Origin of the sequence: Streptomyces sp. NPDC001914, assembly GCF_042891215.1 — a bacterium.
Classification (GTDB): Bacteria; Actinomycetota; Actinomycetes; order Streptomycetales; family Streptomycetaceae; genus Streptomyces.
Window position 1 is genome coordinate 82,716 of sequence record NZ_JBIASW010000012.1, and the last position, 24,758, is coordinate 107,473.

Here is a 24,758-nt window from a genome sequence, read left to right on the forward strand (position 1 = left end):
GCGAGGACGCCGTACAGGGCGAGGATGCCGTACCTGGCGAGAACGAGAACGGATCGACTTCATGAAGGCCACCACCGTCGCCGGGCGCACCCTGTCGGGCCGGTCGCGCGACGCCCGCCACGGCGCCTGGCACGCGCTGCTCCCGGCCGAGTCCGGTCAGCCGGTGCTCGGCGCGCTGCGCGTCGACCGTGCCCTGCTCGCGCCGCAGGGCACGCGTGATCGGCTCGCGGCGGCCGTGCTCGCCGTGGGCAGACTCCGGCTGCCCGGGGTGCTCGGCACGGTCGACCTGGTCGCGGAGGCCGGGGAGGTGTGGCTGATCACCGCCCGGCCGGCGGCTCCCACCCTCGCGGACCTGCTGGCCGGCGGGGGTACGGGGCCCGACGCGGGCAGCGCGGCCAGTGTCCTGAACGAGACCGCGCAGACCCTGCTCGCGCTGCACGCGGCCGGTCTCGCCCACGGGGCGCTGGGCGCGGACACCGTCGTCCTCGCCCCGGACGGGGTCGCCCTGCTCGCCGAGGCCGCGCTGGGCACCGTACTGGGCGACACATCGGGCGGGGAGACGGATGCCGCGCGCCGTGCGGCGGACGTCGCGGCCTGGGCGGGCCTGGCCCGCACCCTCGGCGAGGCGTGGGTGGCCCCCGGCACCCCCGCGGCCGCCGTGTTCGCGCGTTGTTGCGCCGCCGCCGGTTCCAAGGGGCTTGCGGCGGGCCGGGCGGCACTGGTCGCCGGGCGCGCGGCGCTGCCGGAGGGCTTTCTGCGGCGTACGGAGCTGCGTGCGGCGGTGGCCACGGTGGCGACCGCCGTGGACGGAGTCCCCGACCCCGGGGGCGCGGAGGCCGGGGGCGCGGAGGCCCAGAGCCCGGAATCCCAGAGCCCGGAATCCCAGAGCCCGGAATCCCAGAGCCCGGAGTCCCAGGGCGCAGGCCCCGGGGTCGGGGACGTGGTCCCGGAAGGGAGCAGGCTCGGGCTCGTCGTGCCGGACGAGCAGCTCACCCTGCCCGGCCGCACCCGCTCGGCCCCGCACCGGCCCCGCTCCGCCGCCCCGGACGACCAGGTCACCCTCCTCGGCAAGCGCAATCGCGCCCCCGCCGAACCCCTGGCAGCCGCCCCCTCCGGGATCCTGGCGGCGGCACCCAGCGGACCCCCGACGGCGGCCCCCGCCGAGGCGTCGACGCCGTCCCCGGCCGGCGAAGGCGGGGACGGCGGCGAGATCCTCCTGCGGTTCGGCCCCGGCGTCCCCGTGGAGGACCAGGACGCCCTGCGCGCCCAGTGGCGCACCGCGCCCGTACCGCCTGACCGTCGCCCCCGCCGTCGCGGACGGTGGACCTGGATCGCCACGACGGTCTTCCTGACCGTCGCGGCCGTCCTCCTGTGGCTGCTGCTGCGCCCCTCCCCCGCCCCGACGGTCACCGCCGTCGAGGTCCGGGCGCCCGTCGGGCGGTTGCACTGCGGGCAGACCGCCGATCTGGTCGGCGTCGTGACCACCGACGGACGCGGGGGCCCGGTGACGTACCACTGGCTGCGCAGCGACGGCCACGACTCCGGCGAGCTGGTCCGCACGGCCCGCCGCGGCGAGCGCCGGGTCACCGTGCACCTGCGCTGGACGGTCCGCGGCCCCGGTAGTTTCCGCGGAACGGCCCGTCTGCGGATCGTGCACCAGGGCGAGCAGTCCGAGGCGGAGGGGACGTTCAGCTACACCTGTTCCTGACGGCCCCGGTCACCAGGCGGCGGCCGGCGGCACAGAGGTGCGTCAGTCGCTCGTCGCGGCCGAAGGCGTCGGCGTCGGCACCGGCGTCAGCAGGCCTCTCGCCTGGACGGCGGGGAGGGACAGGGTGCGATAGCCGACGCTCTCGAACAGGACGGTGATCCTGTTGCCCTCCTCGCTCATCACCTCGCCCTCGCCCCACGTCCGGTGTCCCACCCGCGTCCCGGGCGGGAAGGCACCGCCGGACGCCACGGGCCCGAGCGGCTCGGGACCCGTACCAGACAGGATGTCTTCCGTCCTGAGGGGTGCGTCCTTCAACTCCCGTGTACGGGCGCAGGTGTCGCAGCCCGCGCAGTCGCCCTCCGCCAGACTCTCCCCGAAGTATCCGAGCATGTGCCTGCGGCGACAGCCGTTCGTCTCGGCGTACGCCCGCATCATCTCCACCCGGGAACGCTCCAGATCGACCCGGGCGGAAGCGATCCGCACCGCCTCACGGACGCAGGCGTCCCGCCGCGCCCCGGGCACGGCCCCGATGGCACCGCGCTTTCGCGTCGTCACGGCTCCGGCCTCCTCCAGCAGGTGCAGCATCGACGTCAGCGGGGTCGGAGAGAGCCCGGTGCGTTCGCGCAGAGCGGTCGCCGTGACCGGCCCCCGGTGCTCGCGCACCGCGTCGATCAGCCCGCCCAGCACCTCCGGGTCGGGGGAAGCGCCCGCCCGGAACCGCTGCACGCCGAGGTCCTCGGGCCGGTAGGCGAGGATCGCCGTCGCCGGTTCTCCGTCGCGGCCCGCCCGGCCGATCTCCTGGTAGTACGTGTCGAGGGAACCCGGCACCGACGCGTGCAGCACGAAGCGGATGTCGGGCTTGTCGATGCCCATGCCGAACGCGGAGGTGGCGACGACCACGTCGAGTTCGCCGTCCCGGAAGCGGTCGTGGGTGCGGGAGCGCTCGGCCGCCGCCAGCCCCGCGTGATAGGCGGCGCTGTCGAATCCGAGCGCCGTCAACTCCCGCGCGTACTCCTCCGTCTCCCGCCGCGTCCCCGCGTAGACGATGCCCGGTTTGGCCTCGGCCGCGGCCCTCTCCACCACCCACCGGCGCTTGTCCGCGCTCTGCCGGTGCCGTACGACCTCCAGAGCGATGTTGGGGCGGTCGAACCCCGCGACCACCTCGTACGCCTCGTGCATGCCGAGGCGCTCCACGACGTCTGCCCGCACGGGGGCCGCCGCGCTGGCGGTGAGGGCGAGGAGGGGAGGCCGGCCGATGCGTTCGCGGACCTGGCCCAGGGACAGGTAGTCGGGCCGGAAGTCGTATCCCCACGAGGAGACGCAGTGTGCCTCGTCGACCACCATCAACGCGGGGGCGGCCGCGGCGATCTGCTCCACCACCTCGTCCTTCGCGAGCTGCTCGGGCGAGACGAACAGGAAGTCCAGGCGGCCTTCGCGTACGCGCTCCCACACCGCTTCGTTGTCCCGCGCGCGCTGCGCGGAGTTGACGGCCGAGGCATCGGATCCCTCGATGCGGGCGAGATGGGCGACCTGGTCCCGCTGGAGCGCGATCAGGGGCGAGACCACGACGGTCGGCCCTTTCAGCAGCACACCTGGCACCTGGTACACGGCGGACTTCCCGGCGCCCGTCGGCATCACCACGATGGTGTCGCGCCCCTGCATCACGGCTGTCATGGCATCGAGTTGGGAGGGGCGCAGTCGCTCCCAGCCGAACACCTCGCGGGCGCAGCGGCGCAGACGTCTCCTGAGTGACCTGGTCCTGAAGTATCCGACCTTGACACGCATGGCACTCCTGACGCCGCTCTCCGGTGGGGTTCGGCGCTCGTGTACCCCCGAAAGGGACGGGAAACGGTCCGCTCGGGAGGAGTTGCGGATCCCCGGCCTGTCGGCGGGAGACCGGCCCGGCCGGCGGGTCGGGGTCAGGGCTTCTTTGGCGGGACGTTCTGCGAGGTGTCAGGCTGGTGGGTCGGCCCAGGCACACCGGGACTCCGGGTGAGTACAGGACGCTGACAAGCGGACGGTCGGGAGCCGGGAGGAGGTTTTCCTCGCAGGTGATCAGCTCCGCGTGATGGAGCGGCCAGCGCGCCGCGCGGATGGTCGTTGGCGAGTTGACATCCTCCCCGGCCTAAAGGCTGGGGATTCCCGCCTGCACCCAGCCGGTCGGCTGGCAGCTTCGGGTGGGTTCCTGCTTCTTCCGCACCGAGGTGCGGGTTGCGCGCGGTGCCGGTACGAGTACCGGTCTTACCTGCGCTCCACGGGCGTTTTGGGTCTCCGCCTGTCCGGCGGCGACCTTGGATCCTTCGGTGCGAATGTTGCGGGCCGCGTTGACGTCCCGGTCGTGGACGGACCCGCAACCGCTGCACGTCCACTCACGGAGGTCCAGGGGCTTCGGCCCGTCCTTCAAGCCACAGGTCGAACACAGTTGCGAGGAAGGGAAGAAGCGGTCCACTCGGGTGAGGGTGCGTCCGTACAGGGAAGCCTTGTACTCCAGCATTGACACGAACGCCGACCATCCAGCGTCGTGGACGGACTTGGCGAGGCGCGTGCGGGCAAGGCCTTTCACCGGGAGGTCCTCGACGTGCACCGCTTGGTTCTCGCGGATGATCGCCGTAGACAGCTTGTGGTGGAAGTCCCTGCGCGCGTCGGCGATGCGGGCGTGTGCCCGCGCGACCTTCACGACAGCCTTCTTGCGGTTGCTGCTCCCCTTCGCCTTGCGGGAGAGGTTCTGCTGCGCTTTGCGGAGCTTGCGCTCGGCGCGGCGGAAGAACTTCGGTGAGGCGATCTTCCGGCCGTCGGAGAGAACGGCGAAGTGCGTCAGGCCCAGGTCGATGCCGGTCTCGCCCATCGTCTCGGGCAGCACCCCCAAGGCGTCCGTTTGAACGACGAACGACGCGAAGTACCGGCCAGACGCGTCCTTGACCACAGTCGCCGAGGACGGCGTCGAGGGCAGCGAACGGGACCAGCGGACTTTGATGTCACCGATCTTCGGCAGGCGCAACTTCCCGCCCGGCGTGATCGACCAGCGGGCATTCGCGGTGAAACGTATCGCCTGCCGGTTGTCCCGCTTCGACTTGAAGCGGGGTGCGCCCATGCGTGGACGCTTGCCATTCAATCCGTCGAAGAAGTTGCGGTACGCAGCGTCCAGGTCCCGTAAGGACTGCTGCAACACGACGGTGGAGACCTCGCGCAGCCACGCCCGATCGGATCTGTGCTTCGCATCGGTGATAAGCAGTTTGGACAAGTCGCCGGTCTTCGGGAACGGCAGACCCTCCCGACGGGCGTCCTCCCGGGCCCGCAACGCATCGTTGTATACCACCCGCGCGCAGCCGAACGCCCGGCCCAGCGCGATGCGCTGACTGGGTCCCGGCTCGATGCGGAAGGTGTACCGAAGCTGCATAGCAGAGACCACACTATGCCGTGGTCCGGCTCCTACTTCGCCGGCTCCGTGGGCGGAGCACCGCTGTCGATCGTCCGCCAGTACATCGAGCAGCAAAACCATCTACTCCAGCCCGCAGGCCAGAGCACTTCTCAGAATCGCTTCCCCCCGGCCTGAAGGCCGGGGCACTGCGGTTCATCCCGGTAATCGGTGCCGCCGGAGAAGGCGTTGTGCATGCCCCAACCGGGCCGTGAGGAAATGCTCCAGATTGGTCGGGGTCCGGGACGACAGGCCGGCCGACCCTGACGACGATGCGGCTCCGCACCCGGGAGGCTCCGGGCCGATGCCGGGAACTCCTGTACGTGACAGTGGCGCCGTCCGTTCGTACGTCCATGCGGGACCACAGATACGGGAGGCGGAAGCCGAGGCGGCCCAAGAGCGCTGGCACGAGCCCCGGGGCGTCCATGGGCCGTCGACCCCGCGGCGGCCGTGTCCGCGGTGAGCCCGTGCGGCAGCAGCGGGGTGACGGCCGCGGGATCGAGGGCCCAGTGGACGAAGGCGAGGTCGAGCCACCGCTGGGTGAGGAGCGGACTGCGCACCGCGGCCGGCGCGTCGGGCGTGATGGGCGTGGGGTGCACTCCACAAGGGTGCCGGATCGCGTAGGGGGCGGAGGGCTTCAGCCGTACAGCGGGATCTTGCGGCGGCGGGCCGGTGAGGGCGGCCATCGCAGGTGCACGCCGGTCGTGCGGGCGATGAGGCGCAGATGGGCGCCGGTGTTGCCGACGTACCAGAGCGGGCGTTCCGCCCTGGTCCAGACGTACGCCGGCACGCCCGCGTCCAGGAGGGTCATCAGGCGGGGTTCTTCGAGTGTCGCGGCCGCGAGCGCGTACAGCGGTGTCAGCCCGGGGGGCGATCACGCCGTAGTCGAGCATCCGGGCCAGGGGGTGTTCGTCGAGGATGGTGTCCGCGGTGGTCAGCGTGACGGGGTACACCGACGGGAAGGACCGGCCGAGGTCGAGGAACCACTTCACGGTCGCGTGGCGGGGGTCCACGAGCCGGGGCCCGAGCGGGGCCAGGCGTCCCAGCATGAGCCGCGGCCGTACGAGCATGGCGTGGGTGAACAGGACGCGGAGCAGGGCGACGTTCATCATGAACCGCTCCACCTGGGACTCCGGCGCGGCCAGGTCCTCGTGGCGCAGGTAGCCGGCGACGATGCTGGCGTTGTGGGCGCGGTACCAGGCGGCGGGTGACGGCCTGCGGATGCAGTCCATCCAGTACTCGACGCTTCTGGCGCTCGCCTCCCCCGGGGCGCCGGCGCACAGCAGGCCCGCCTCCACCTTGTCCCTGAGGAGCCCTTCGTTCACGGAACGCCACCATGCGCTGCCCGGGCGGGCGCCGGACTCCGTGGCGAGCACGCCGCGTGCGGCGGACCAGCGCAGGAAGCTCAGCTCGGCGCGGCCGTACCGGCGCAGGGGGTCGGAGGAGTGCGTGTAGAACTCCTGGGCCAGCGCGAGGCGTGCGGCCACGTCGTCCCGGACCAGCTCGATCCGCCGCTCGGCTCGGGAGGCTGCGTCTGCGCCTGCATCTGGGTCTGCGTCTGCGTCTGCGTCGGGCATGGGGATCCCATCGGCTGCTGTCGCGTGAGGAGCCGGGGAACCCGGGGTCTTGCGCGCCGCTCCCCTCCTCTCAGGATCCGTGGTGGCGGCGTGTTCTGCCAGCCATCGCGGAACCGGTGCCCTTCGGGGCGGGCCCGGTTCTTGAGGAGCCGGGCGGCAGCCCCGTACCCGATCGAGTTGAACATGTTCAAAAAGAATGGCTACCCTGTTGCCGGACAGCCGAGGGGGTTCGATGAAGGTAGTTCTGCCCGGGGGAACCGGACAGGTGGGCACGATTCTCGACCGTGCGCTGACGGCGGCCGGCCACGAGGTCACGGTGCTGACCCGGCGCCCTCTGCGGGCGCACGACATCGGATGGGACGGGGCCACGCTCGGCCGCTGGGCCTCGGCGATCGACGGCTGCGACGTCGTGATCAACCTGGCCGGGCGCAGCGTCTCCTGCCGCTACACGGCCGAGAACCTGCGGGCCATGATGGATTCCCGCGTGGATTCGGCGCGGGTGGTCGGCGAGGCGATCGCCGCCGCCGCGCGGCCACCGCGCGTCTGGCTGCAGATGAGTACGGCGACGGTCTACTCCCACCGCTTCGAGTCGGCACACGACGAGGCGACGGGAGTGATCGGCGGCCGCGAGGACGGAGTGCCGGACTACTGGGCGTACAGCGTCGAGATCGCGAAGAACTGGGAGCGCGCGCAGGCCGGGGCGGCGACTCCCGCGACCCGCAAGGTGGCGCTGCGCTCGGCGATGGTCATGAGCCCGGATCGGGGCGGTGTGTTCGACGTCCTGTCCCGGCTGGCGCGGCTGGGGCTCGGCGGGCCGGTGGCCGGCGGTGCGCAGTACGTCTCCTGGATCCATGACGAGGACTTCGTACGGGCGGTGGAGTTCCTGATCGCCCGGGACGACCTCGAGGGACCGGTGAACCTCGCCTCGCCCGGCCCCCTTCCGCACCGCGACTTCATGCGGGCGCTGCGCAGGGCCTGGGGCGTGCCGGTGGGGCTGCCGGCGACGCGCTGGATGGCCGAGCTGGGAGCGTTCGCGCTGCGCTCGGACACGGAGCTGCTGCTCAAGAGCCGTCGGGTGGTGCCGGGCCGACTGCGGGCAGCCGGTTTCTCCTTCACCCACCCCGAGTGGGAGGGGGCCGCCGCCTCGCTCGTGGAACGGGCCGGGCCGGCTCGTGCGGCATCGAGGCGGGGCCGCGCGAGCCGTGCGTCGAGCCACGCCGTTTGATGTCCTCCCGGGTCCGACGGTCCGGGGTTCCTCCCCTCCAACTCCCCTGACGCACAAGCGATTGAGCTGCTTCGCGTGCGGGCGGCGCCGCGTGAGTGGTGGGCGTGGCACTGCCGGACAGTGGGGTGGGGCGGGGCGGGTACCCCGGGATGCGGGAGCGTCCTGGCGGGCCGTCAGGTCAGCCGGCTGCACCTGCGGGCGCGGACCGGTGCGCACCCCCCTGATGCCCTCACCCTCTCCGCCGACCGGTGGGCGCTCGCCCGATGCTCTCGGCCGGCCGGTGGGCACTCGCCCGAGGTCCTCGCCCTCTCCGCCGGCCGGTGCATGCTCGTCACAACCGGCCATCTTCGTAGGCCCACTTGGGCTTCACACAGCACGCTGCATGCACACCAGTTGACCCCGGTCGTCCCATGACTCGGTGACGGTGAAGCCGAGGCGCTCGTACAGAGTGATGGCCCCGGTGCGCCATTTCCACACCGACAGACGCACGGTGCTCGCGCCGCTTTCGCCGGCCTGCGCGAGTGCGGCGTGGAGCAGGGCCGAGGCGATGCCCCGGCCGCGGAACTCCGGGTCCGTCCAGAGCCTCTTGATCTCCGACCGTCCATCGGCGGGGGCGGTCACGACCAGACAGCCCGCCGTGGCGCTCCCGCTCAGGGCGATCAGCACCACGTCGTCGGCGAACGCGTTTTGCGGATCCTCGATCTCCGCCCGGTAGCGGTCGGGCAGCGCGTCCACATCGGCGACGGCCTCACCCTTCTCGGCTTCCGTCCGCAGGTGGTAGGCCGCCAGCAACGCGGCCAGTCCGTCCTCGGCGGAAAGACTCCGGCCCGGTCGGCGGAGGACGGAAACCGCGCTCTGATCAGTCATACCGTCAGCATCACACGACCCCGGCCGGGCCCTGCCACCCGAGCCCTCGGGCTTCTTCAGGCGCTCACTCCGGGGCCCGTCCGCGTCGTCGTCATCCGTGTCACGCGCCTTCTGCCTCTGGGTGCCTCCGGCTGTCTCCGGCGCGTTGGCGGGCTGGAGGGTTGGAGGGCTGGTCCGGCCGGGGTGGGCTGGATCCTCTCCATGCCTGGATCAGATGGGTCAGACGGCGGGCGGGGGTCTCGGTGGGCCAGAACAGCACGGCCCCGGCCAGGGCGAGCAGTCCGGCACACAGGGCCACGGCCATCCAGGCCGGCAGTCCACCGCCGGCGAAGGCCATCGCACAGGCGGCCGCCGCGGCCCCGAGCACGCTTCCGGCGCGGGCGAGAACGTTCACCATGCCTGCTCCTTCCCGGCGGAGCGTCGCAGCGTCATCGACAGGCGGGGCGTGTGCCACAGCACGCGGAGGGTGTAGCGAGTGCGGGTCCGCCGGGTGTCGTGGGCTGCCAGGTCGGCGGTCCATTCCTCTTGCCATCGGGAGCGGTGGCGGGAGGGCAGCAGCAGCGTCAGGAGGGCCAGGGTCCGTCCGGTGACGGCGTAGGAGACGGTCGGGCCGCGCAGGACGGCGGAGGCCAGGTCTCGCAGTTCACGGCTGACGTGGTGCAGGCCTGCCGCGTTCGCCAACGGGGCGAAGACGTCGGCGGTTTCGCGGGCCTTGCGATAGCGGGTGTTCTGGGACACGAACGCGATGGTGCGCATGTTGTGCAGCCGGTCGGCGAGGCGGATGGCCAGGAGGGCCGCCTCGAACGAGGGCGCACCGCCGGGCACCGCCCGGGCGGAGTCCGAAGGTGAGGGGTCCAGCGGGGCGGTCGGGATCGCCTGTACGAGGTCGGCGATGTACTGGCCGAACAGCTCGGCGATACGTTCGGGCGGGCAGGGAGTGTCTTCGAGGTCGTGCAGCAGGGCGGCGCACACCACCTCGGGTGGCATGCCGCAGTTGGCGACGATGACGGCGACGGCCACACAGTGCGTGACCATCGGGGCTCCGCTGCGGCGGAGTTGGCCCTGGTGCCACCGGGCGGCCTCCGAGTGGGCCCGGTGAAGGAGCTCCGGATCGGCGGCGGGGTGGTGGGCGCGGACGCTCGCGAGCAGATCGTCGAGGGACGGGTGCCTGTCCCCGCGCCGGATGAGCCGGGTCCGTAACCGCGTATTGGTCACGACGCTCCCCCGTCCGTGGCCGGGCGGGCCGCCCATCCGGGCAGTGGTTGCCTGCGGGACCGGTAGGCGCGTGCCAGGGCGTCGCGGGCCTGCTCGGCGCCGTCGTTCGTGATCCGGTAGAAGCGCCGCCGCGGGCGGCCGGCCTGCTCGTGCACGGCCGGGTCCTCCCAGGTGCTGTCCACCCAGCCGACCTGTTCCAGTCGGGCCAGGATCGGATAGATCGTCCCCGACGGCAGTCCCGCCAGCTCACAGAGCTCCAGGCCGTACCGCTGTCTCGCGGGATCCTCCAGCAAGGCCCGCAGCACCAGCTGGGTCTGCAGGGTCATCCGCAACATAGCCATACTCGTACTCTACATAGGCTATATATGGACTGTCCAGAGACAACTGGTGATCGACATGACTGCCAACATGGCCGTACGGAGGCACAGTTCGGGGCCGTCACTGCGGTGACTCGCCGGGTCGCAGCCTGGACGCGCACTCTCTCCGGAGTCGCAGGACGCCACAAGGCGGTGTGCTGCCGGGTGCGCGTGGCCGGGCGGCCGAACCTGCTCAGGTCAGATGTGGTTGAAGGGCTCGGCGTAGGCGAAGGTGCCGCGCAGGGTCGGTTTGTACGCCGAGAGGGTGCGGACCTGGAAGTAGTCGCCCCAGGCGGGGTCCGGTGCGGTGATGCCGTAGCGCGTGCTGGGGTGGAAGCCGTAACGGCTGTAGTACGCGGTGCTGCCGAGCAGGGCGACGAGCGGTTCGCCCAGGGCGTCCGCCGCGCCGAGCGCGGTGTGGACGAGCGCCAGTCCCACGCCGCGGCGCTGGTGGTCGGGGTGCACGCTGAGCGGGCCGAGTCCCAGGACCGGGGCGGTGTCGACGTGTGCCCGGGTGCACATCACATGCCCGATGGGCTCGTCGTGGTCGTTCACCGCCACGAGCGACAGGCCGGGCAGCCAGCCCTCGCAGCTGCGCAGTTCGGCCAACAGGGTGGCCTCGACGGGGACCTGGACCCCCGGCTTGGCGAACGCGGCTGCCGTGAGGGCGAACACGGCTGGGATGTCGGCGGGTGTCTCGCGTCGAATCAGCACCGGCACAGTCTGGGCGGGGAAGCGGTCCGGATGCAAAGGGAATTGGGTTCCACCGATCTGCGGACCGCGGACCGATCAATTCCCTCCAATTCCCTTACTGCTGGACGCCGTGAGCGTCGGCCAGCCCGGAGTCGCCGGCCGGGGCAGCGTGCCGGTGCCCCGGAGATGAGGGGGACGGGAACCGGACAGGACCGTGTGCCCGGCGTCCCGCCCGGTGGGCAGCCGTCTCTAGGGTGTTGACCGAGCAAGTCCACTGGCCTGCCCGGAGGTGTCATGCCCCTGCAAATGAAGTTGAGCGCGATCACCCTCGACTGCTCTGATCCGCCGGCCCTGGCGGCGTTCTACCAGCAGGCCACCGGCTTCGAACTCCACCCGAAGTCGGGCGCGGACTTCGCGGGCCTCAACCGTGAGGACGGACTGTTCATCGGTTTCCAGCGGGTCGACCACTACCGGGCTCCGGTCTGGCCCGGCCAGGTCGTTCCTCAGCAGCTTCACCTCTGCTTCGAGGTCGAGGGCGATCTGGAGGAAGCCGAGGCCCGGCTGCTGGAGCTGGGCGCGGGCAAACCGGCCCATCAGCCCCACGAGCCCGGAGCACGCATCCTCACCGACCCCGCCGGACATCCCTTCTGCATCACGCGAGGCTGACCGGAACGGACCGGCGGCCAAGGGATCGCGAACCGGCAGACACTTCGCCCCCTCGCTCCGGGCTACGGTCCAACCGTCCAACCCCGCCCCGGCTCCGACTTCCGTCCCCGGGCATCGAAAAAGACCCTGTCCCGGATAACCGGGACAGGGTCTTCACAGAGCGCCGGGCAGGCCTTGCACCTGCATTTCCCCGCAGGAAGCGGGGCGTCTTTCCTTGGACCACCAACGCATCACCAACCAGCGCGACTTCCGCCGTTCAGCTCAAGATCAATCGTAGCAGTACGGCGCTCCGGGCTCCAGGCCCGCGCGATCCTGCGGTGGCGTTGCGGTGATGGCTCGCGTGGGGCCGGGTCGTCGTGGTGTCAGTTCGGGGTCCGGGTGAGGGGCGTCGTGTCCTGGATGGCCTTGGCCACCGCCGCGTAGTCCTTCTTCAGGATCGCGTCGTGGTTGCTGGGGACCTTCGCGCTGATCTTGATGTTCGGGTTGCGGGCGGTCACCGCGTCGAGGGCCGCGCGGATCCGTTCCTGCTCGTCGCCCTTGCTTCCCAGGGACGCTCCGGAGGCGACGACGTAGCGCACCGGCACGGTGATGGCGTCCAGGACGGGGGCCAGTTCGCTTTCGCGGGCGAGCTTGCCGAGTTCGATGTTCGTGGCGGCCATCTGTTCGGCGTTCATCCGCGGGGCCAGGCCCGTGGGGCGCAGCAGCGGCAGGAACCAGCCCATCCTGCGGAACAGTTTCCGGATCCGCGCCTCCATGGCCTCGTCCAGCCAGTCGTAGGGCTGGGCGCCTTCGACCAGGACCGCACCCAGGGCGCGTGAGGGGTTGCGGTGGGCCCAGTGGGCCCCGACGAACGCGCCGTAGGACCAGCCGGCCACCACCGCGCGGTCCACTCCCCGGGCCGCGAGGACGGCGTCGACGTCACGGACGGCCGCCTCGAAGGAGTAGTCCGCCGAGCGCCTTGATTTGCCTCGGGCGCGTTCGTCGTAGGTGATGTGGCGCCATCCGGGCCCCAGTTCGGCGATGACCCGGCGCCAGTAACCCTGGGTGGCGAACTGGCCGTTGAGGTAGAGGACGGGGATGCCGGAGCCGCCGGTGTCGGTGACTGCCAGGGCCGTGTCGTCGACGGGGATCATTCCGCTCCACGTCGCGCCCTTCGCGGGGGCGTTGTTCTTGTTCTTCCTGTTCCTGCTCTTGTTCATGGGGGGCTTCTCCTGGTCCTGAGTCGCGTTGCTTCGGGGTTTCAGAGGCTGCGGGCCGTGATGTCGCCGCTGGAGGTGGTGGCGCGGATGTCGAGTGCGGCGGCGCCGTCGTTCTTGAGGGTGTTGGTGATGCGGCCGGTGCCGGTGCCCGCGTCCAGGTGGGCCGAAGTGCCGGGGGCGGCGGTGACGGTGATGTCGCCGAGTCGGGTGTTCAGTTCGAGCGTGCCGCGTACGGCTTCGGCGATACGGATGTGGCCGCGCTGGGTGCTGACCTGTGCGGGGCCGTCCAGCCGGCCGATCTCGACGTCGCCGTCGCTCGCGGTCAGGCGCAGGCTCGCGGCCTCGTCGATCCGGATGCGGCGGTGGGCGCCGTCGAAGGCGACGTCGCCGAGGCGTCCCTCGCAGCGCAGTTCGGCGGCGGCGGCCTTGGCCTCGACATGCGAGCCGGCGGGGAGCTGGACGGTGACCTCCAGGGATCCGGTGGCGCCGAGGAGGCCGTTGCCGGCCCCGGGGGCGGTGACGCGCAGGACGCCGTCGGCGCAGGTGACGGTGGCCTGTTCGGCGGCCTTGGTGTCGCGGCTCCTGGCGGGGTCGGCGGGCAGGACCTCGACGGTGGTGTCGGTGCGGTCCGTGGCGATGAACCGGACGCGTCCGGCGGGGATGTCCAGGACGGCGGAGACCGGGGCGGTGGTGGCGAACGTCTGCATCGTGCTCTCCCTTTGCTCACAGGTCGTTTCTGACATTGGAAACGCTACGTTGCTTTCCATCTTTGGGCAACATGCTCGTTGCATAGAATTGGCATTCACGCAGGTGAAGAGCTGGAAAACGTTGCAATCGATCGTGGAGTAACGCAACATCCCTCGACTCGATCATTGCAATGGGTGAGCGGTGAACGCTATAGTGGCGGGTCAGAGGACCGTTGCGAGGGATCACCGAGGAGACCGCGATGCCGGGAGGCAGACTCACCCAGCAGGAACGCCAGCAGATCGCGCTGGGGCTGGCCGACAGCCTCCCCTACGCCGAGATCGCCCGGAGCCTGGGCCGCCCCACCTCGACGGTCACGCGCGAGGTGATGCGCAACGGCGGTCCCACCGCCTATCGCGCCAACCTGGCCCACCGCGCCACCGAACGCCGCGCCCACCGGCGCAGGACCTCCCCCGCCCGCGGGCCGGAGGCGGCACCCCTGGCGTACGGGCGTGACGCGGAGGCCGTGGCCGAGTACGAGGAGACGTTCACCACCGTCCTCATGGGCTCGGGCATGCCCAAGATCCCGGCCCGGGTGCTGACCTGCCTGTTCACCTCCGACGCGGGCAGCCTCACCGCCTCCGAACTCGCCCAGCGCCTCCAGGTCAGCCCGGCGTCCATCTCCAAGGCGATCACGTTCCTGGAGAGCCAGAGCCTCGTGCGCCGGGAGCGCGACGAGGGGCGCCGCGACCGCTACGTCGTCGACAACGAGCTCTTCTACCAGGCGACCATCGCCAGCGCCCGGGCCAACGACGAGGTCGTCAGGACCGCCCGCCAGGGCGTCGCCGTCCTCGGCCGCGACACCCCCGCCGCCGTCCGCCTGGAGAACGTCGCCCGCTTCCTCGACTTCATCAGCGAGAGCATCACCCGCGCCGCCGAACAGGCCCGCGAAGTCCTCCACGCCGGCCCCAGGACAGCCCCGCAGGACACCGCGGCGGCGGACGCGGACGGGGACAGAGACAGGGACGCGGACAGGGACGCAAACAGGGACGGGGACCACGGCTAGCGCCGGGAGCACGCAGGTGTGTCGCGTACGCGACACGATCCGGGAAATGGCCGAATCGACCGAGTGTTCGTAACAGCCCTCGCTACTGTCTGGTGCCGTGAGGGGTACTGATCGTGCGGAAGTGCTGCGTTTTTCCTTACTGGGCCCGCTGCGGGCCTGGCGGGGCGGGACGGAACTGGCACTCGGACCGCCACAGCAGAAGGCCGTCCTCGCGGTGCTGCTCCTGCGCCGCGGGCGCGCGGTCGGCGTCGCCGAACTCGTCGACGGCGTCTGGGGACACGCCCCGCCGGCCGGCGCCGTCCCCGTGCTGCGCACCTACGTGTCCCGGCTGCGCAAGCTGCTGGAGCCCGGACGGACCCCGGGCGCCCCGCCCCGGCTCGTGGTGTCCATCGGCGACGGCTACGCCCTGCGGACCGAGGAGATCACCTGCGACCTCGGCGAGTTCGAGGACAACCTGGTGCTGGCCGAACGCCACCGCGCCCGCGGCGACAGCCGCGGAGCCGCCCGGCTGCTGGACACCACGCTCGCCGCCTGGCAGGGCGCCCCCCTGGCCGGCGTTCCCGGACCGTTCGCGGAGACCGAGCGGACCCGCCTGACCGAACGGCGGCTGGCCGCCCTGGAGTACCGGCTGCGCGTGGAGCTCGAACTCGGGCGCCACGAAGCGGTGCTGCCCGAACTCGTGGCGCTGCACGCCGCCCAGCCGCTGCGCGAGGCCGTCTGCGAACTGCTGCTCGTGGCCCTGTACCGCTGCGGCCGGCAGGCCGAGGCCCTGGAGGTCTACGCGGGCACCCGCCGCACACTCGTCGACGAACTCGGCATCGAGCCCGGCCCGTCCCTGCGGGCCGCCCACGCACGGCTGCTGGCCGGGGACCCGGACCTGTCGCCGCCGCCGGTGCCGGTTCCGGCCGTGGACACCGGCGCCCCGGACACCGACGACACCCCGGACGCCGGCCCCGCGCACGACTGCGACCGGGACGATCCGCCCCGCACCGCAGGGGACGTACACCCCTCCCAACTCCCCGCGGACCTGCCGCTCTTCACCGGCCGTGACACCGAACTCGGCCAGGTGGACGCGCTGTTGCCCGCCGACGGCCATCCGGACACGGCCGTCATCGGCCTCATCAACGGCATGGCCGGAGCCGGCAAGACCACCCTGGCCGTGCACTGGGCGCACCGGGTCGCCCACCGCTTCCCCGACGGCAGCCTCTATGTGAACCTGCGCGGATACGACCGGGGCGGCTCCGTCATGGACCCCTCCGAGGCGCTGGAGACCTTCCTCGTCGCCCTCGGCGTGGCCCCGCAGGCCGTCCCCGAGGGACTCGACGCGCAGGCCGCCCTCTACCGCAGCGTCCTGGCCCGCCGGCGCGTCCTGATCGTGCTGGACAACGCCCGCGACAGCGGACAGGTACGGCCGCTGCTGCCCGGCACACCGGGCTGCCTCGTCATCGTCACCAGCCGCAACCGGCTCACCGGACTGGTCGCCGGACACGGCGCCCACCCGCTCACCCTGGGCCCGCTGACCGACGGCGAGGCCCGCGCCATGCTCACCCGGCGCATCGGCCCCGCGCGCGTGGACGCCGAACCCGAAGCCGCCGAGGCCATCGTCGACCTGTGCGCCCGGCTGCCGCTGGCCCTCGCCATCGCGGCGGCCCGCGCGGCCCACCACCCCGGGTTCCGGCTCGCGGACATCGCGGGCGAACTGCGCGAGTCCCACGGAAGCCTGGACGCGTTCGCCGGCGGCGACGCCCACACCGACGCACGCGCCGTCTTCTCCTGGTCCTACCACGCGCTGCCGCCCGCCGCGGCGGAACTGTTCCGCCGGCTGTCCCTCCACCCGGGACCCGACATCAGCACGGCCTCCGCCGCCGCCCTGGCCGCGGCGCCCGTGCGCCCGGTGCGCGCGCTGCTCGCCGAACTCACCGGGGCCAGCCTGCTCGGCGAACACGCGCCCGGCCGCTACGCCTTCCACGACCTGCTGCGCGCCTACGCCCGCGAACTGGCCGACACCGAGGACACCGAGGAGCGGCGCCGCGCCGCGCTGCTGCGCATGAACGACCACTACCTCCACACCACCCACCACGCCTCCGCGATCATCAGCCCGCGCCGCGAGACACTGCCCCTGCCGCCGAGCACAACGGACAGCGGCACGCTCCGGTTCACCGGACGCAGACAGGCGATGCAGTGGCTGCGCACCGAACGGCACGTCCTGCGGGCCGTCGTCGAGCACGCCGCCGCCCACGGCTACGAGGACCACGCCTGGCGCACCGCCGTCGGCCTCGACCTGTACTTCGACCGGCTCGGCTTCTGGCACGACCTGATGGAGATCAACAGCGTCGCCCTGCGGGCCGCCCGGGCCGTCGGCGACCGGGTCGGCGAGGCGCACGCCCTGCGCGGCCTGGGCTTCTTCCACACCCGGTTCGCGCACTCCGCCGAGGCGCGCCGGGACCTCGGGCGGGCGCTGGAGCTGTTCCGGGACGCGGGCGACGGGCCCGGCGAGGCCCGCACCCGGCGCTGCCTGGCCTACCAGGCCAACGGCGAGGGCCGGTTCACCGTCTCTCTGGACCACTACGCGCACGCCCGCGAGCTGTACCAGGCCGAGGGCAACGTCGGCAACGAGGCCATCGTCCTGAACGAGGTCGGCTGGACGTACATCCTGCTCGGGGAGCACGGCAAGGCCATGGAGTACTGCGAGAAGGCCGTCGCCCTGCACCAGGAGACCGGCGACCCGGTCGGCGAGGCCGCGGCACAGGACAGCGTCGGCTACGCCCTCCACCACCTCGGCCAGTACGAGGACGCCGTCGAACGCTTCGAGCGCGCGCTGGCGTTGTACCGCGAGATCGGCGACCACTATCTGGAGGCGGACACCCTGCGGCACATCGCCGACTCCCGGCTCGCCGCCGGTGACCGGGAGGCGGCGGTCGGCGCGTTCCGGGCGGCGCTGGCCCTCCTGGAGGAGAGCTCCCACCCGGAGGCCGCGGACCTCCGCGAGACCCTGCGCGACCTGGACGCCTCCGATCCCGCGGAGGGCACCGCGCCAGGAACGGAAGGAACCGGGCGCGGCGGGGTGTGACCGACCGGGGCGGCGGAGGCGACCGGTCGCGCCGGGGTGGCCGGATGCGCCGGGGGTTGCCGGATGTGCCGGGGTGGCCTGGCCTGCTTCGCCAAAAGGCGGGGCCGGGCGGCCGGGCATGGCCAAGAGGGCAGGGCGGGCGGGCCCCGGGTGCGGGACGGGGCCCCGGTCGCAGGGCGGGCGGTCAGGCGGCGGTTCGGGCCGAGGGCGACTTCGTCTTCGGTGCCGGGGCCCTCCTCGGTACCGCGTCCGGCTTCGGGGCCGACACCGACGCCGGGTTCGCACCGGAGATCGCGGGCGGACCGGGGTCCGGCATCGAGGTCACGCCGGACGCCGGGGCCGGAGCGCCGGAGGGCGGTACCGGGTTCGTAGCGGAGGGCGGGGGCGCGTCCGGGCGGTGCAGGCGGCCGTTCTCGTCCGCCACGACACCCTGCTCGCGCAGCGCCAGCCGTAAGCTGCGCAGCGCGTAGTACACCCGGGACTTGACCGTGCCCTGCGGGATGCCCAGGACCTCCGCCGCCTCCTGCGTGGTGCGGTCCTCCAGGAACGTCGCCCGGATCACGTCCCGGTGCGCGGGGGTGAGCGCCCGCAGCGCCTCCTGCACCACGATGGACGACAGCATCCGCTCGATGTCGTCCACCTCGGCGCCCAGTTCGTTCAGCCAGGTGGCACCGCCTATCTCCAACGGCCGCGCCATCCGCGTCCGGTGGGCGTCGATGACGAGGTTGCGGGCGACCCGGAACATCCAGGGCCGTACGGCCATCCCCTCGCCGTCGACCAGGTTCCGCTTGTTCCAGCAGCGCAGCAGCGTCTCCTGGATGACGTCCTCGGTACGGTGCGTGTCCCCGCCCAGCATGCGCAGCACGTAGGTGTAGAGCGCCGGGCCGTGCTGCAGGTAGAGGTCGCGCAGCGCCCGCGCCTCGGAAGAGACCGCGCTCGCCGATCCGATGACGGTGACGTTCATGGAGTGCTCCTGTTCCTTGGGAGGACCGGCACCGGTCAGGGGGGACCGGAGCCGGGGCCTCCGAGGGAACGGAGTGTCGCCAGGGGCGTTCCACGTTCGTTTGACGTCGGGTGTACGAAACGATGGACGGGCTGGTCACGGCCGGTGCGATCACGGGTGACCAGGGGTGGACAAGGGGTTGCGCGGGGCGGCCGGGGTGGCCGAGAGGTTGCGCGCGGCAGTCGGGGCTCAGACGTAGGCCTCCAGGGCGTCGACCTGTCTGCGGACCTGTCCGACGAGCGCCGCGTACCCGGGGGGCAGCAGGCCATGCCGGTCCAGCATGGCCCACATGTGCAGGAGTTCACGCCCGTGGGCGACGACGGCCCGGTCGTCGTCGAGCTGCTGCCAGGCCGCCGCCGCCCGCGCCACCTCCGCGGGTGCCCGGCCGTCCCTGGCCCCGCAGCGCATCCGCGCCACGGCCAGCGCCAGCACGATGGCCTCCCGGTGGTCGCCGCGCAGGTGCGCGAGGTACGCCTCGACGGCCCGCGCCTCCACGGCGTACGGGTGGTCGGCGCCCATCGAGCCCGTCAGGCTCTCGCGCAGCGCGGTCGCGTCGGCGAAGGCCTCGTCGAGCCGTCCGCCGGAGGCCAGCGCGTTGATCCGGCCGATGTGTTCGGTGAGGTCGGCGGGGAGCGCGGCGGTGACGGCGGGGGCCGCGACGGCGGCCGGGTCCGGCACCTCGGCGCGGGCGGCGGCCGTGGCGCGGGCCCGGGCGACCGCGGTGGCGACGGCGGAGGCGGTGGCCGCTACCGGGGCCGGAACGACGACGGGGGCGGGAGCGCCGGCAACCGCTGGGGCGCCGACAACGGCGGAACCGTCGGCGGAGGAAGCTTCAACGCGGACAGGGGCGTCAGCGATGGCGGTGGCGGTGGCGGTGGCGGTGGCGGTGGCGGTGGGAGCTTCGGCGCCGGCGGGGGCGTCGGGGGCCTCGGCGGAGGGCTCGTAGAGGGTGTCCTCCTCCGGGTCCAGGACGTGGCTGGACCCGTCCGGAAGCACCTCCAGCAGGAACCGGGCGTCGCCGGGGCCGTCGTAGACCGTCGCCACGACGGCGCCGGCCCGCTCCTGCGCGTACCCCTGGAGGCGGTCGAGGACGGTCTCGTGCACGGACTGGCCGGGCTCGGGAACCAGGGTGTGTCCGTCGATCTCGGCGAGCCCGTCGCCGGAGATGTACACATCGAAGCGGTCCATGACCGTCCTCCTCATGCTCATGTGGTGGTCGGCGCGGGGCCGGTCGTGGTCGAGTCCGGGTCGGGCGTGACCCCCGGGGTGGCACCGGACGGCGGGGCGCCGATGCCCTGGTACTTGGCGAACTGGGCGCGGACGGCGAGGACATAGCCCTGGGCCTCGTTCGTCTGCGGCACGCCCTTGGCCGCGCGCACGGCGTCCATCCCGACGTCGTAGCCGGCCAGCGCGAGGTCCAGGACGGTGTTGGTGGTCCCGTTCCCGTCGCTCTGGTTCACCTGCCCGGCGTCGATCATCTGCTGGCCCTGCTTGGCGAGTTCGCACATGTACCGGCCCTGCGCCATGATCGAGTCCTTCGCGTCCAGGGCGGAGGTCTTGCCGTTGTCGTCGTCGTCCTTGCCGTACTGGCTGAAGATGTCGGGCGGCAGCTGGGAGAGGCCGAGTTCGCCGTTCGGGCCGGTCAGGGCGCTGTTGAAGCCGGACTCCTTCTCGATCTGCGAGGCGATGACGATCGGGCCGATGGCCCCGCACAGTTCACCGGCCTTCTGAATGGGGTCCACCAGGTCCGCGGGGACCGTGGAGGTGTCCAGCTCGCCCTTGCCGTCGCCCTGGAAGATGCCGAGGGTCTGGTCGGCGGTGTCCTGACTGGGCGGATCGCCCCCGCCTCCGTGGAACAGCAGGTACAGCGCGATGAGCGGGGCCAGCAGGACGCCGAACCCGCCCATGATCACCACGACGACCAGCGTTCCGGCCAGGGCGAGCGGTGACAGCAGGCAGCCGCAGCCGGTGCCCGCGATGATCCCGTTCCGCACGGCGGTCGACGAACCGCCTTCCCCGCTCTCTTGGCTCATGAGCGCCCGCCTTCTTCCCCTCGCCTTGAACCGCTGCGGCCACATGGCCCGTTGTGCTGTCCGTCGGGCTCGACAGATCCAAACGGGCCCCGGGGCAAATAAGTTCAAACCAGTGGAAACCAGATGAGCCAGAGCAGCCGATCAACGAGCGATGAGGGGGGCGGGACAGACATGGGCACTCCTTCGGCGATGCCGTCGGGCCCGGGGTCATGGGTACGGGGACCGAAGAACCCGCAACCGGCACCAGCGCAGCCACGACCCGCTGCCGCCGAACCCCCGACCGCCCCCGCACCGGAACCCGTTGCGCAGACCGGGACCCAAGCCGCACCGCAGCCCGTTGCTCACGCCGGATCGCAGGCGGCGGCCCGGCCCGCGGCACACGCCGGGGCGCAGCCCGCATCGCAGGCAGGGGTGCAGCCCGTACCGCAGGCCGTACCGCAGGCCGCGGCTCAAGCCGTACCGCGCGCCGCGGCTCATGCCGTACCGCAGACCGTGGCTCAGCCTGGTGCGCAGGCCGCACCCCAAGCCGTGGCTCAAGCCGTGGCTCAGTCCGGTGCGCACCCCGCCGCGCGGTCCAAGGCCGTTCCGGCGCGGGCCGGGGCCGGGCGGCGGGCGGCGCCGGCTCCCGGCGGGGAGCCGTCCTGGGGCCGGCCGAAGCCGCCCCGGGCGGCCCGCGGCGCGTCACGTGACGAGGTCGGATGGGTCAAGGCGCACGGGGGTTGTGGCGCGACCTCGCTCGCCGAGCTGTTCGGCGGGGTGGAGGTCGGGGCCCGCTGGCCGGACCCCGCCCGCGGCGAGCCGCGCCGGGTCGTGCTGGTCGGCCGGACCAGCGCGCGCGGACTGCGGTCCGTCTCCCAGGCGCTCGGCGCCCTCGACGACGGCAACGCCCCCCAGGGGCTCGAACTGCTGGGCGTGGTCCTCGTCGCCGACGCTCCGGGCCGGCTCCCGCTCGGTCTGCTGCGCCGCATCCGCGTCCTGCGCTCCGTCGCCCGGGTGCACCGCGTGCCGTGGATACCGGCCTGGCGTACGGGCGGCAGCCCCAAGTCCGCACCCAGGCAACTCGCCACGCTCGCCCGGCTGGTGGGCGCCGAGCAGCAGGGCCAGGGGGCCGCGTCGTGACCCAGCCCTTTCTCGACGCGCGGTTCCTGGCCGCGTACACCCCGCCCGTGGAGGCCGACACGATCCTCGGCCTGCTCGCCTGGTGCGCCTCGGCCTGCGGTGTCGGCGGACTGATCATCGTCGGCATCCAGATGGCGCTCCAGCTCCGCCGCGGTGATCCCGGCGAGGGCGGCGAGCACTTCCGCGGCGTCTTCTTCGTGACCCTGAGCTGCCTGGTCGCCACGTCGGCCGGTCCGCTCGTCGCCGCCCTCGGCAGCCTCCAACTCCTGGGGCCCTGACCCCCGACGCACCTTCCCGCACCAGCACGTCACCCTCCCGCCCACCGCTCGTGGCGGGCACCGAACCCTTCGGAGATCCTCATGTCCTCTCTGCTGTACGAAGCCAGCAACATCCTCGCCGCCGGTGTCCCGCAGCCCGCGGCCAACGCCCCCGGAGCACTCACCTCCAAGGTCAACACGGTCCTCGGCATAGCCGCCTGGGCCGGCACCGCCGCCGGTGTGGCCGGCGTGCTGATCACCGGCGCGATGATGGCCATGTCCGTGAAGCGGGGCGAGAGTTCGGAGCACATGAGCCGGCTCGGCATGGTGCTCGGCGGCTGTGTCCTCGTGGCCACCGCGGGCCCGCTCGTCAGCTTCGTCTTCGCGTAGGCCAGGCGGACGGTCGCGATGTTCAAGCGCAGGGAGCGCCGGCCCGTGGAATCCGGGCCGTACTACAGGCAGCGCAGTTGGCAGCTTTCGGCCGGGTTCCTGGCCGTCGTGGTCGTGGTGGGCGGGATCGTCACCCTGCTGTCCGGCCCGGACACGACCACGGCCCACGCGAACGCCGCGGCCACCGCGGGCCCCCTGGCCGGCCCGTCCGCGAAGGACGGCCGGCCACGGGGCTGCACCACCGACGACAGCGCGGGCACGACGCTGCCCGAGAAGGCACCGCAGGACGTCGGCTGGCGCACGCTCGGTGTCACGCGGGTGCCCGTCTCCGAATCCGCGGGACCGACCCGGATCCAGGGGCCCCTGTGGTGGTGCTACGCGCACACGCCCACCGGGGCCGCGCTGGCCGCCCACGTCATCCCCTCGCAGATGAGCGGCTCGGACTGGCGCACCGTCACCGAGCAGCAGGTCGTCTCCGGACGGGGCCGCGACATGTTCGAGTTCCAGCGGGCCACCGTCCAGAACACCGACAGCCAGAGCAGCGGGACGGCGGTCGCCTCGTACGTGGGCTTCTCCGTGAGCTCGTACACGCACGAGGCGGCGAGGGTCAGATTGCTCCTCAAGAGCGCCCAGGGATACGCGGCGACCGACATCTCCCTGCGCTGGAGCGGCGGCGACTGGAAGGTCCAGCCCGACGACAACGGCTCGCTGCACTCGCCGGTGTCGGCCGTCCAGAGCACCAACGGCTTCATCCTTTGGGGGATTTGACGTGAACTGCACGTCCGGGAACCCGGTCATCGACCTGGTGAAGGGGTTCTTCAGCTTTCTCGGCGATCCCATCGGGACCATCGTCGACCTCATCGCGAAGACGATCCTCGCGGGCGCGGTCGCGGTGTTCGCGGCGCTGACCACCAACGTCCCGACGCTGGAGCAGACCCAGACGTCGAAGGACATCAGCAGCGACACGCAGTGGATCGTGGTCTACCTCGCCGTCGGCTCGCTGCTGTTCGCCGCCTGCCGCATGGCCATCGAGCGCAAGGGCGACGCGGGCCGCACGGCGCTGAAGGGCATCATGCGGGTGGTGCTCGTCTCGGGCGCCGCCACCACCGTCGTCGTGGCCGCCGCGGCCGTCGGGGACAGCTACTCCAACTACCTGTTCAACAACGCCGTACGCGATTCGCTGAACAACGTCGGGGCCTGCTCGGACGGCAGCGGGATCCAGTCCTTCCTGCTGCTGGTCCTCGCGTTCCTGCTGCTGATCGCCGGGATCGTCCACACGGTCCTGATGTACATCCGGCTCGGTGTGATGATGCTGCTGCTGGGCACGCTCCCGCTGGCCGCCGCCGCCTCGATGACCGACTGGGGCTCGGGCTGGTGGCGCAAGCACATCGGCTGGATGATCGCCTGGCTGCTCTACAAACCCGCCGTCGCCCTCGTGCTCAACGCCGGTATGGCGATGATCAATTCGGGCAGGAACAGCGGAACCGGGGACGTCGCCACCATCAACACCCGGATCGCCGGTATCGGCGTCATGCTGCTGTCCGCCATCGCCCTGCCCGCGCTGCTCAAGCTCATCGTGCCGGCGACCGCCGGCCTGGGCACCGGCAACCCGATGTCCTCCATGGGCCAGGCGGGCTCCAGCCTGGCCAGCGGCGCGGTCCAGCTCGGCGGCAGCCGCGGCTCCTCCGGGTCCGGCGGGCAGATGGGGCCGAGCGGGGCGACCGGCTCCGGCGGCTCGGGCGGCTCGTCCGGGGCGGGCGGCTCGGCGGGTGCCCCCGGGTCGGGCGGAGAGGCGGGCGCGTCCGGGGCGGGCGGCGCGAACGGCGCGGCCGCTGCGGGCCGGGCCGGTGCCTCGGGTGCCTCCGCGGCGGGCGGTGCCGCCGCTGCCGCCGGACCCGCGGGTATCGCCGTCCTCGCGGCGGTGTCCGCGGCACAGGTCGCCGGTTCCACGGTGACCGGCGCCGTCGAGGGCGCCGACGGCGAACTGGGTCACAACAAATGACCCCCGGGAAGACGGCACCGTCCGCACCACGCGGACGCGACCGGCACCGGCAGGTGGGCACACTCCGGCACCGGCCGATGGGTGTGCTCCGTCGGCCGGGGCGCGCGATCCGCCGCTGACCGGTGGCGCGCTCCCGGCACCGGCCGGGCGCGTTCCCGTAGCCGGCCGGGGCGCGTTCCTGGCACCGGCCGGGGCGTGCCTCGGTGCCGGACG

Annotated in this window: 22 protein-coding genes and 3 pseudogenes; 11 read left to right on the forward strand and 14 right to left on the reverse strand. The window is 72.5% G+C overall.

From position 1 onward, the window contains the following. Positions 1–61 precede the first annotated feature (61 nt). On the forward strand, positions 62–1,708 hold the full coding sequence (locus tag ACFYYF_RS29605; RefSeq protein WP_388780594.1) for a hypothetical protein: 1,647 nt from the start codon (positions 62–64) through the stop codon (positions 1,706–1,708). Positions 1,709–1,750: 42 nt separating this feature from the next. Here ACFYYF_RS29605 and ACFYYF_RS29610 read toward each other — a convergent pair whose 3' ends face one another. Together ACFYYF_RS29610 and ACFYYF_RS29615 are read right to left on the reverse strand one after the other, a co-directional pair. Further along, complete coding sequence (locus ACFYYF_RS29610) at positions 1,751–3,493, reverse strand: RecQ family ATP-dependent DNA helicase (RefSeq protein ID WP_388780595.1); 1,743 nt, start codon at positions 3,491–3,493, stop codon at positions 1,751–1,753. Positions 3,494–3,833: 340 nt separating this feature from the next. Then, a complete protein-coding gene (locus ACFYYF_RS29615; protein WP_388780596.1) occupies positions 3,834–5,105 on the reverse strand; it encodes an RNA-guided endonuclease InsQ/TnpB family protein in 1,272 nt (423 codons plus the stop codon). Between the two features lie 21 nt (positions 5,106–5,126). Between ACFYYF_RS29615 and ACFYYF_RS29620 the strand changes: the two are divergent. After that, positions 5,127–5,261, forward strand: a pseudogene (locus ACFYYF_RS29620) (transposase); the annotation flags it as partial. 160 nt (positions 5,262–5,421) lie between these two features. Here the strand turns inward: ACFYYF_RS29620 and ACFYYF_RS29625 are convergent. Then, a pseudogene (locus tag ACFYYF_RS29625) lies at positions 5,422–5,550 on the reverse strand (DUF2071 domain-containing protein); the annotation flags it as partial. 31 nt (positions 5,551–5,581) lie between these two features. After that, a pseudogene (locus ACFYYF_RS29630) lies at positions 5,582–7,051 on the reverse strand (hypothetical protein); the annotation flags it as partial. Here ACFYYF_RS29630 and ACFYYF_RS29635 point away from each other — a divergent pair. Beyond that, on the forward strand, positions 6,933–7,925 hold the full coding sequence (locus ACFYYF_RS29635; protein WP_388780597.1) for a TIGR01777 family oxidoreductase: 993 nt from the start codon (positions 6,933–6,935) through the stop codon (positions 7,923–7,925). The pseudogene ACFYYF_RS29630 and the gene ACFYYF_RS29635 sit on opposite strands and share 119 nt — an antisense overlap. Before the next feature lie 366 nt (positions 7,926–8,291). Here the strand turns inward: ACFYYF_RS29635 and ACFYYF_RS29640 are convergent, their stop codons facing one another. From ACFYYF_RS29640 to ACFYYF_RS29660, 5 genes are all read right to left on the reverse strand, one after another. Then, complete coding sequence (locus ACFYYF_RS29640; RefSeq protein WP_388780598.1) at positions 8,292–8,792, reverse strand: GNAT family N-acetyltransferase; 501 nt, start codon at positions 8,790–8,792, stop codon at positions 8,292–8,294. 100 nt (positions 8,793–8,892) lie between these two features. After that, the gene (locus ACFYYF_RS29645) at positions 8,893–9,189 is read right to left on the reverse strand and encodes a hypothetical protein (protein ID WP_388780599.1); all 297 of its coding nucleotides are present in this window, start codon (positions 9,187–9,189) and stop codon (positions 8,893–8,895) included. Beyond that, entirely contained in the window at positions 9,183–10,007 is an 825-nt protein-coding gene (locus ACFYYF_RS29650) for an HD domain-containing protein (RefSeq protein ID WP_388780600.1), read from the reverse strand. The genes ACFYYF_RS29645 and ACFYYF_RS29650 overlap by 7 nt, the downstream gene beginning before the upstream one ends. After that, positions 10,004–10,348, reverse strand: coding sequence for a PadR family transcriptional regulator (locus tag ACFYYF_RS29655; protein WP_388780601.1), 345 nt, complete (start codon positions 10,346–10,348; stop codon positions 10,004–10,006). Before ACFYYF_RS29655 ends, ACFYYF_RS29650 begins: the two co-directional genes overlap by 4 nt. A gap of 213 nt (positions 10,349–10,561) precedes the next feature. Beyond that, on the reverse strand, positions 10,562–11,077 hold the full coding sequence (locus ACFYYF_RS29660) for a GNAT family N-acetyltransferase (protein ID WP_388780602.1): 516 nt from the start codon (positions 11,075–11,077) through the stop codon (positions 10,562–10,564). 273 nt (positions 11,078–11,350) lie between these two features. On the opposite strand from ACFYYF_RS29660, the gene ACFYYF_RS29665 reads away from it, so the two are divergent. After that, positions 11,351–11,722 (forward strand): VOC family protein, encoded by a 372-nt coding sequence (locus ACFYYF_RS29665; protein ID WP_388780603.1) that lies wholly within the window; start codon positions 11,351–11,353, stop codon positions 11,720–11,722. Between the two features lie 362 nt (positions 11,723–12,084). On the opposite strand, the gene ACFYYF_RS29670 is transcribed toward ACFYYF_RS29665, so the two are convergent. Next, a complete protein-coding gene (locus ACFYYF_RS29670; RefSeq protein ID WP_388780604.1) occupies positions 12,085–12,921 on the reverse strand; it encodes an alpha/beta fold hydrolase in 837 nt (278 codons plus the stop codon). 41 nt (positions 12,922–12,962) lie between these two features. Next, complete coding sequence (locus tag ACFYYF_RS29675) at positions 12,963–13,628, reverse strand: DUF4097 family beta strand repeat-containing protein (RefSeq protein WP_388780605.1); 666 nt, start codon at positions 13,626–13,628, stop codon at positions 12,963–12,965. A 239-nt stretch (positions 13,629–13,867) separates the two neighbouring features. Here ACFYYF_RS29675 and ACFYYF_RS29680 point away from each other — a divergent pair, with 239 nt between their 5' ends. Both ACFYYF_RS29680 and ACFYYF_RS29685 read left to right on the forward strand, forming a co-directional pair. Continuing rightward, a complete protein-coding gene (locus ACFYYF_RS29680) occupies positions 13,868–14,671 on the forward strand; it encodes a helix-turn-helix domain-containing protein (RefSeq protein WP_388780606.1) in 804 nt (267 codons plus the stop codon). Between the two features lie 121 nt (positions 14,672–14,792). Then, complete coding sequence (locus ACFYYF_RS29685) at positions 14,793–17,741, forward strand: BTAD domain-containing putative transcriptional regulator (RefSeq protein ID WP_388780607.1); 2,949 nt, start codon at positions 14,793–14,795, stop codon at positions 17,739–17,741. A gap of 184 nt (positions 17,742–17,925) precedes the next feature. Here ACFYYF_RS29685 and ACFYYF_RS29690 read toward each other — a convergent pair whose 3' ends face one another. The 3 genes from ACFYYF_RS29690 to ACFYYF_RS29700 form a co-directional block, all read right to left on the reverse strand. After that, a complete protein-coding gene (locus ACFYYF_RS29690; RefSeq protein ID WP_388780608.1) occupies positions 17,926–18,705 on the reverse strand; it encodes a sigma-70 family RNA polymerase sigma factor in 780 nt (259 codons plus the stop codon). Positions 18,706–18,933: 228 nt separating this feature from the next. Beyond that, positions 18,934–19,932 carry a hypothetical protein gene (locus ACFYYF_RS29695; protein ID WP_388780609.1) on the reverse strand — a complete coding sequence of 333 codons (999 nt, stop codon included), beginning with the start codon at positions 19,930–19,932 and terminating at the stop codon, positions 18,934–18,936. Positions 19,933–19,949: 17 nt separating this feature from the next. Continuing rightward, positions 19,950–20,777: a lytic transglycosylase domain-containing protein gene (locus tag ACFYYF_RS29700; protein ID WP_365490185.1), complete on the reverse strand. Its 828-nt coding sequence runs from the start codon at positions 20,775–20,777 to the stop codon at positions 19,950–19,952. 540 nt (positions 20,778–21,317) lie between these two features. Here ACFYYF_RS29700 and ACFYYF_RS29705 point away from each other — a divergent pair. The 5 genes from ACFYYF_RS29705 to ACFYYF_RS29725 all read left to right on the forward strand — a co-directional run bounded on the left by ACFYYF_RS29705 (position 21,318) and on the right by ACFYYF_RS29725 (position 24,545). Next, on the forward strand, positions 21,318–21,896 hold the full coding sequence (locus ACFYYF_RS29705) for a DUF6668 family protein (RefSeq protein ID WP_388780610.1): 579 nt from the start codon (positions 21,318–21,320) through the stop codon (positions 21,894–21,896). Then, the gene (locus ACFYYF_RS29710) at positions 21,893–22,174 is read left to right on the forward strand and encodes a hypothetical protein (protein ID WP_388780611.1); all 282 of its coding nucleotides are present in this window, start codon (positions 21,893–21,895) and stop codon (positions 22,172–22,174) included. Before ACFYYF_RS29705 ends, ACFYYF_RS29710 begins: the two co-directional genes overlap by 4 nt. Before the next feature lie 81 nt (positions 22,175–22,255). Continuing rightward, positions 22,256–22,543, forward strand: coding sequence for a hypothetical protein (locus tag ACFYYF_RS29715; protein WP_365490176.1), 288 nt, complete (start codon positions 22,256–22,258; stop codon positions 22,541–22,543). Positions 22,544–22,588: 45 nt separating this feature from the next. Continuing rightward, entirely contained in the window at positions 22,589–23,311 is a 723-nt protein-coding gene (locus ACFYYF_RS29720; RefSeq protein ID WP_388780612.1) for a hypothetical protein, read from the forward strand. 1 nt (position 23,312) lies between these two features. Next, positions 23,313–24,545: a hypothetical protein gene (locus tag ACFYYF_RS29725; RefSeq protein ID WP_388780613.1), complete on the forward strand. Its 1,233-nt coding sequence runs from the start codon at positions 23,313–23,315 to the stop codon at positions 24,543–24,545. The last annotated feature ends 213 nt before the right edge of the window (positions 24,546–24,758 follow it).

What these genes read in the sequence shown, in the direction of transcription:
- ACFYYF_RS29605 (WP_388780594.1), top strand. Translation starts at nt 62, where the DNA reads ATGAAGGCCACCACCGTCGCCGGGCGCACCCTGTCGGGCCGGTCGCGC.
- ACFYYF_RS29640 (WP_388780598.1), bottom strand. Translation starts at nt 8,792, where the DNA reads ATGACTGATCAGAGCGCGGTTTCCGTCCTCCGCCGACCGGGCCGGAGT.
- ACFYYF_RS29665 (WP_388780603.1), top strand. Translation starts at nt 11,351, where the DNA reads ATGCCCCTGCAAATGAAGTTGAGCGCGATCACCCTCGACTGCTCTGAT.
- ACFYYF_RS29655 (WP_388780601.1), bottom strand. Translation starts at nt 10,348, where the DNA reads ATGGCTATGTTGCGGATGACCCTGCAGACCCAGCTGGTGCTGCGGGCC.
- ACFYYF_RS29645 (WP_388780599.1), bottom strand. Translation starts at nt 9,189, where the DNA reads ATGGTGAACGTTCTCGCCCGCGCCGGAAGCGTGCTCGGGGCCGCGGCG.
- ACFYYF_RS29670 (WP_388780604.1), bottom strand. Translation starts at nt 12,921, where the DNA reads ATGAACAAGAGCAGGAACAGGAAGAACAAGAACAACGCCCCCGCGAAG.
- ACFYYF_RS29700 (WP_365490185.1), bottom strand. Translation starts at nt 20,777, where the DNA reads ATGAGCCAAGAGAGCGGGGAAGGCGGTTCGTCGACCGCCGTGCGGAAC.
- ACFYYF_RS29715 (WP_365490176.1), top strand. Translation starts at nt 22,256, where the DNA reads ATGTCCTCTCTGCTGTACGAAGCCAGCAACATCCTCGCCGCCGGTGTC.
- ACFYYF_RS29675 (WP_388780605.1), bottom strand. Translation starts at nt 13,628, where the DNA reads ATGCAGACGTTCGCCACCACCGCCCCGGTCTCCGCCGTCCTGGACATC.
- ACFYYF_RS29610 (WP_388780595.1), bottom strand. Translation starts at nt 3,493, where the DNA reads ATGCGTGTCAAGGTCGGATACTTCAGGACCAGGTCACTCAGGAGACGT.
- ACFYYF_RS29690 (WP_388780608.1), bottom strand. Translation starts at nt 18,705, where the DNA reads ATGAACGTCACCGTCATCGGATCGGCGAGCGCGGTCTCTTCCGAGGCG.
- ACFYYF_RS29680 (WP_388780606.1), top strand. Translation starts at nt 13,868, where the DNA reads ATGCCGGGAGGCAGACTCACCCAGCAGGAACGCCAGCAGATCGCGCTG.
- ACFYYF_RS29635 (WP_388780597.1), top strand. Translation starts at nt 6,933, where the DNA reads ATGAAGGTAGTTCTGCCCGGGGGAACCGGACAGGTGGGCACGATTCTC.
- ACFYYF_RS29615 (WP_388780596.1), bottom strand. Translation starts at nt 5,105, where the DNA reads ATGCAGCTTCGGTACACCTTCCGCATCGAGCCGGGACCCAGTCAGCGC.
- ACFYYF_RS29695 (WP_388780609.1), bottom strand. Translation starts at nt 19,932, where the DNA reads ATGGACCGCTTCGATGTGTACATCTCCGGCGACGGGCTCGCCGAGATC.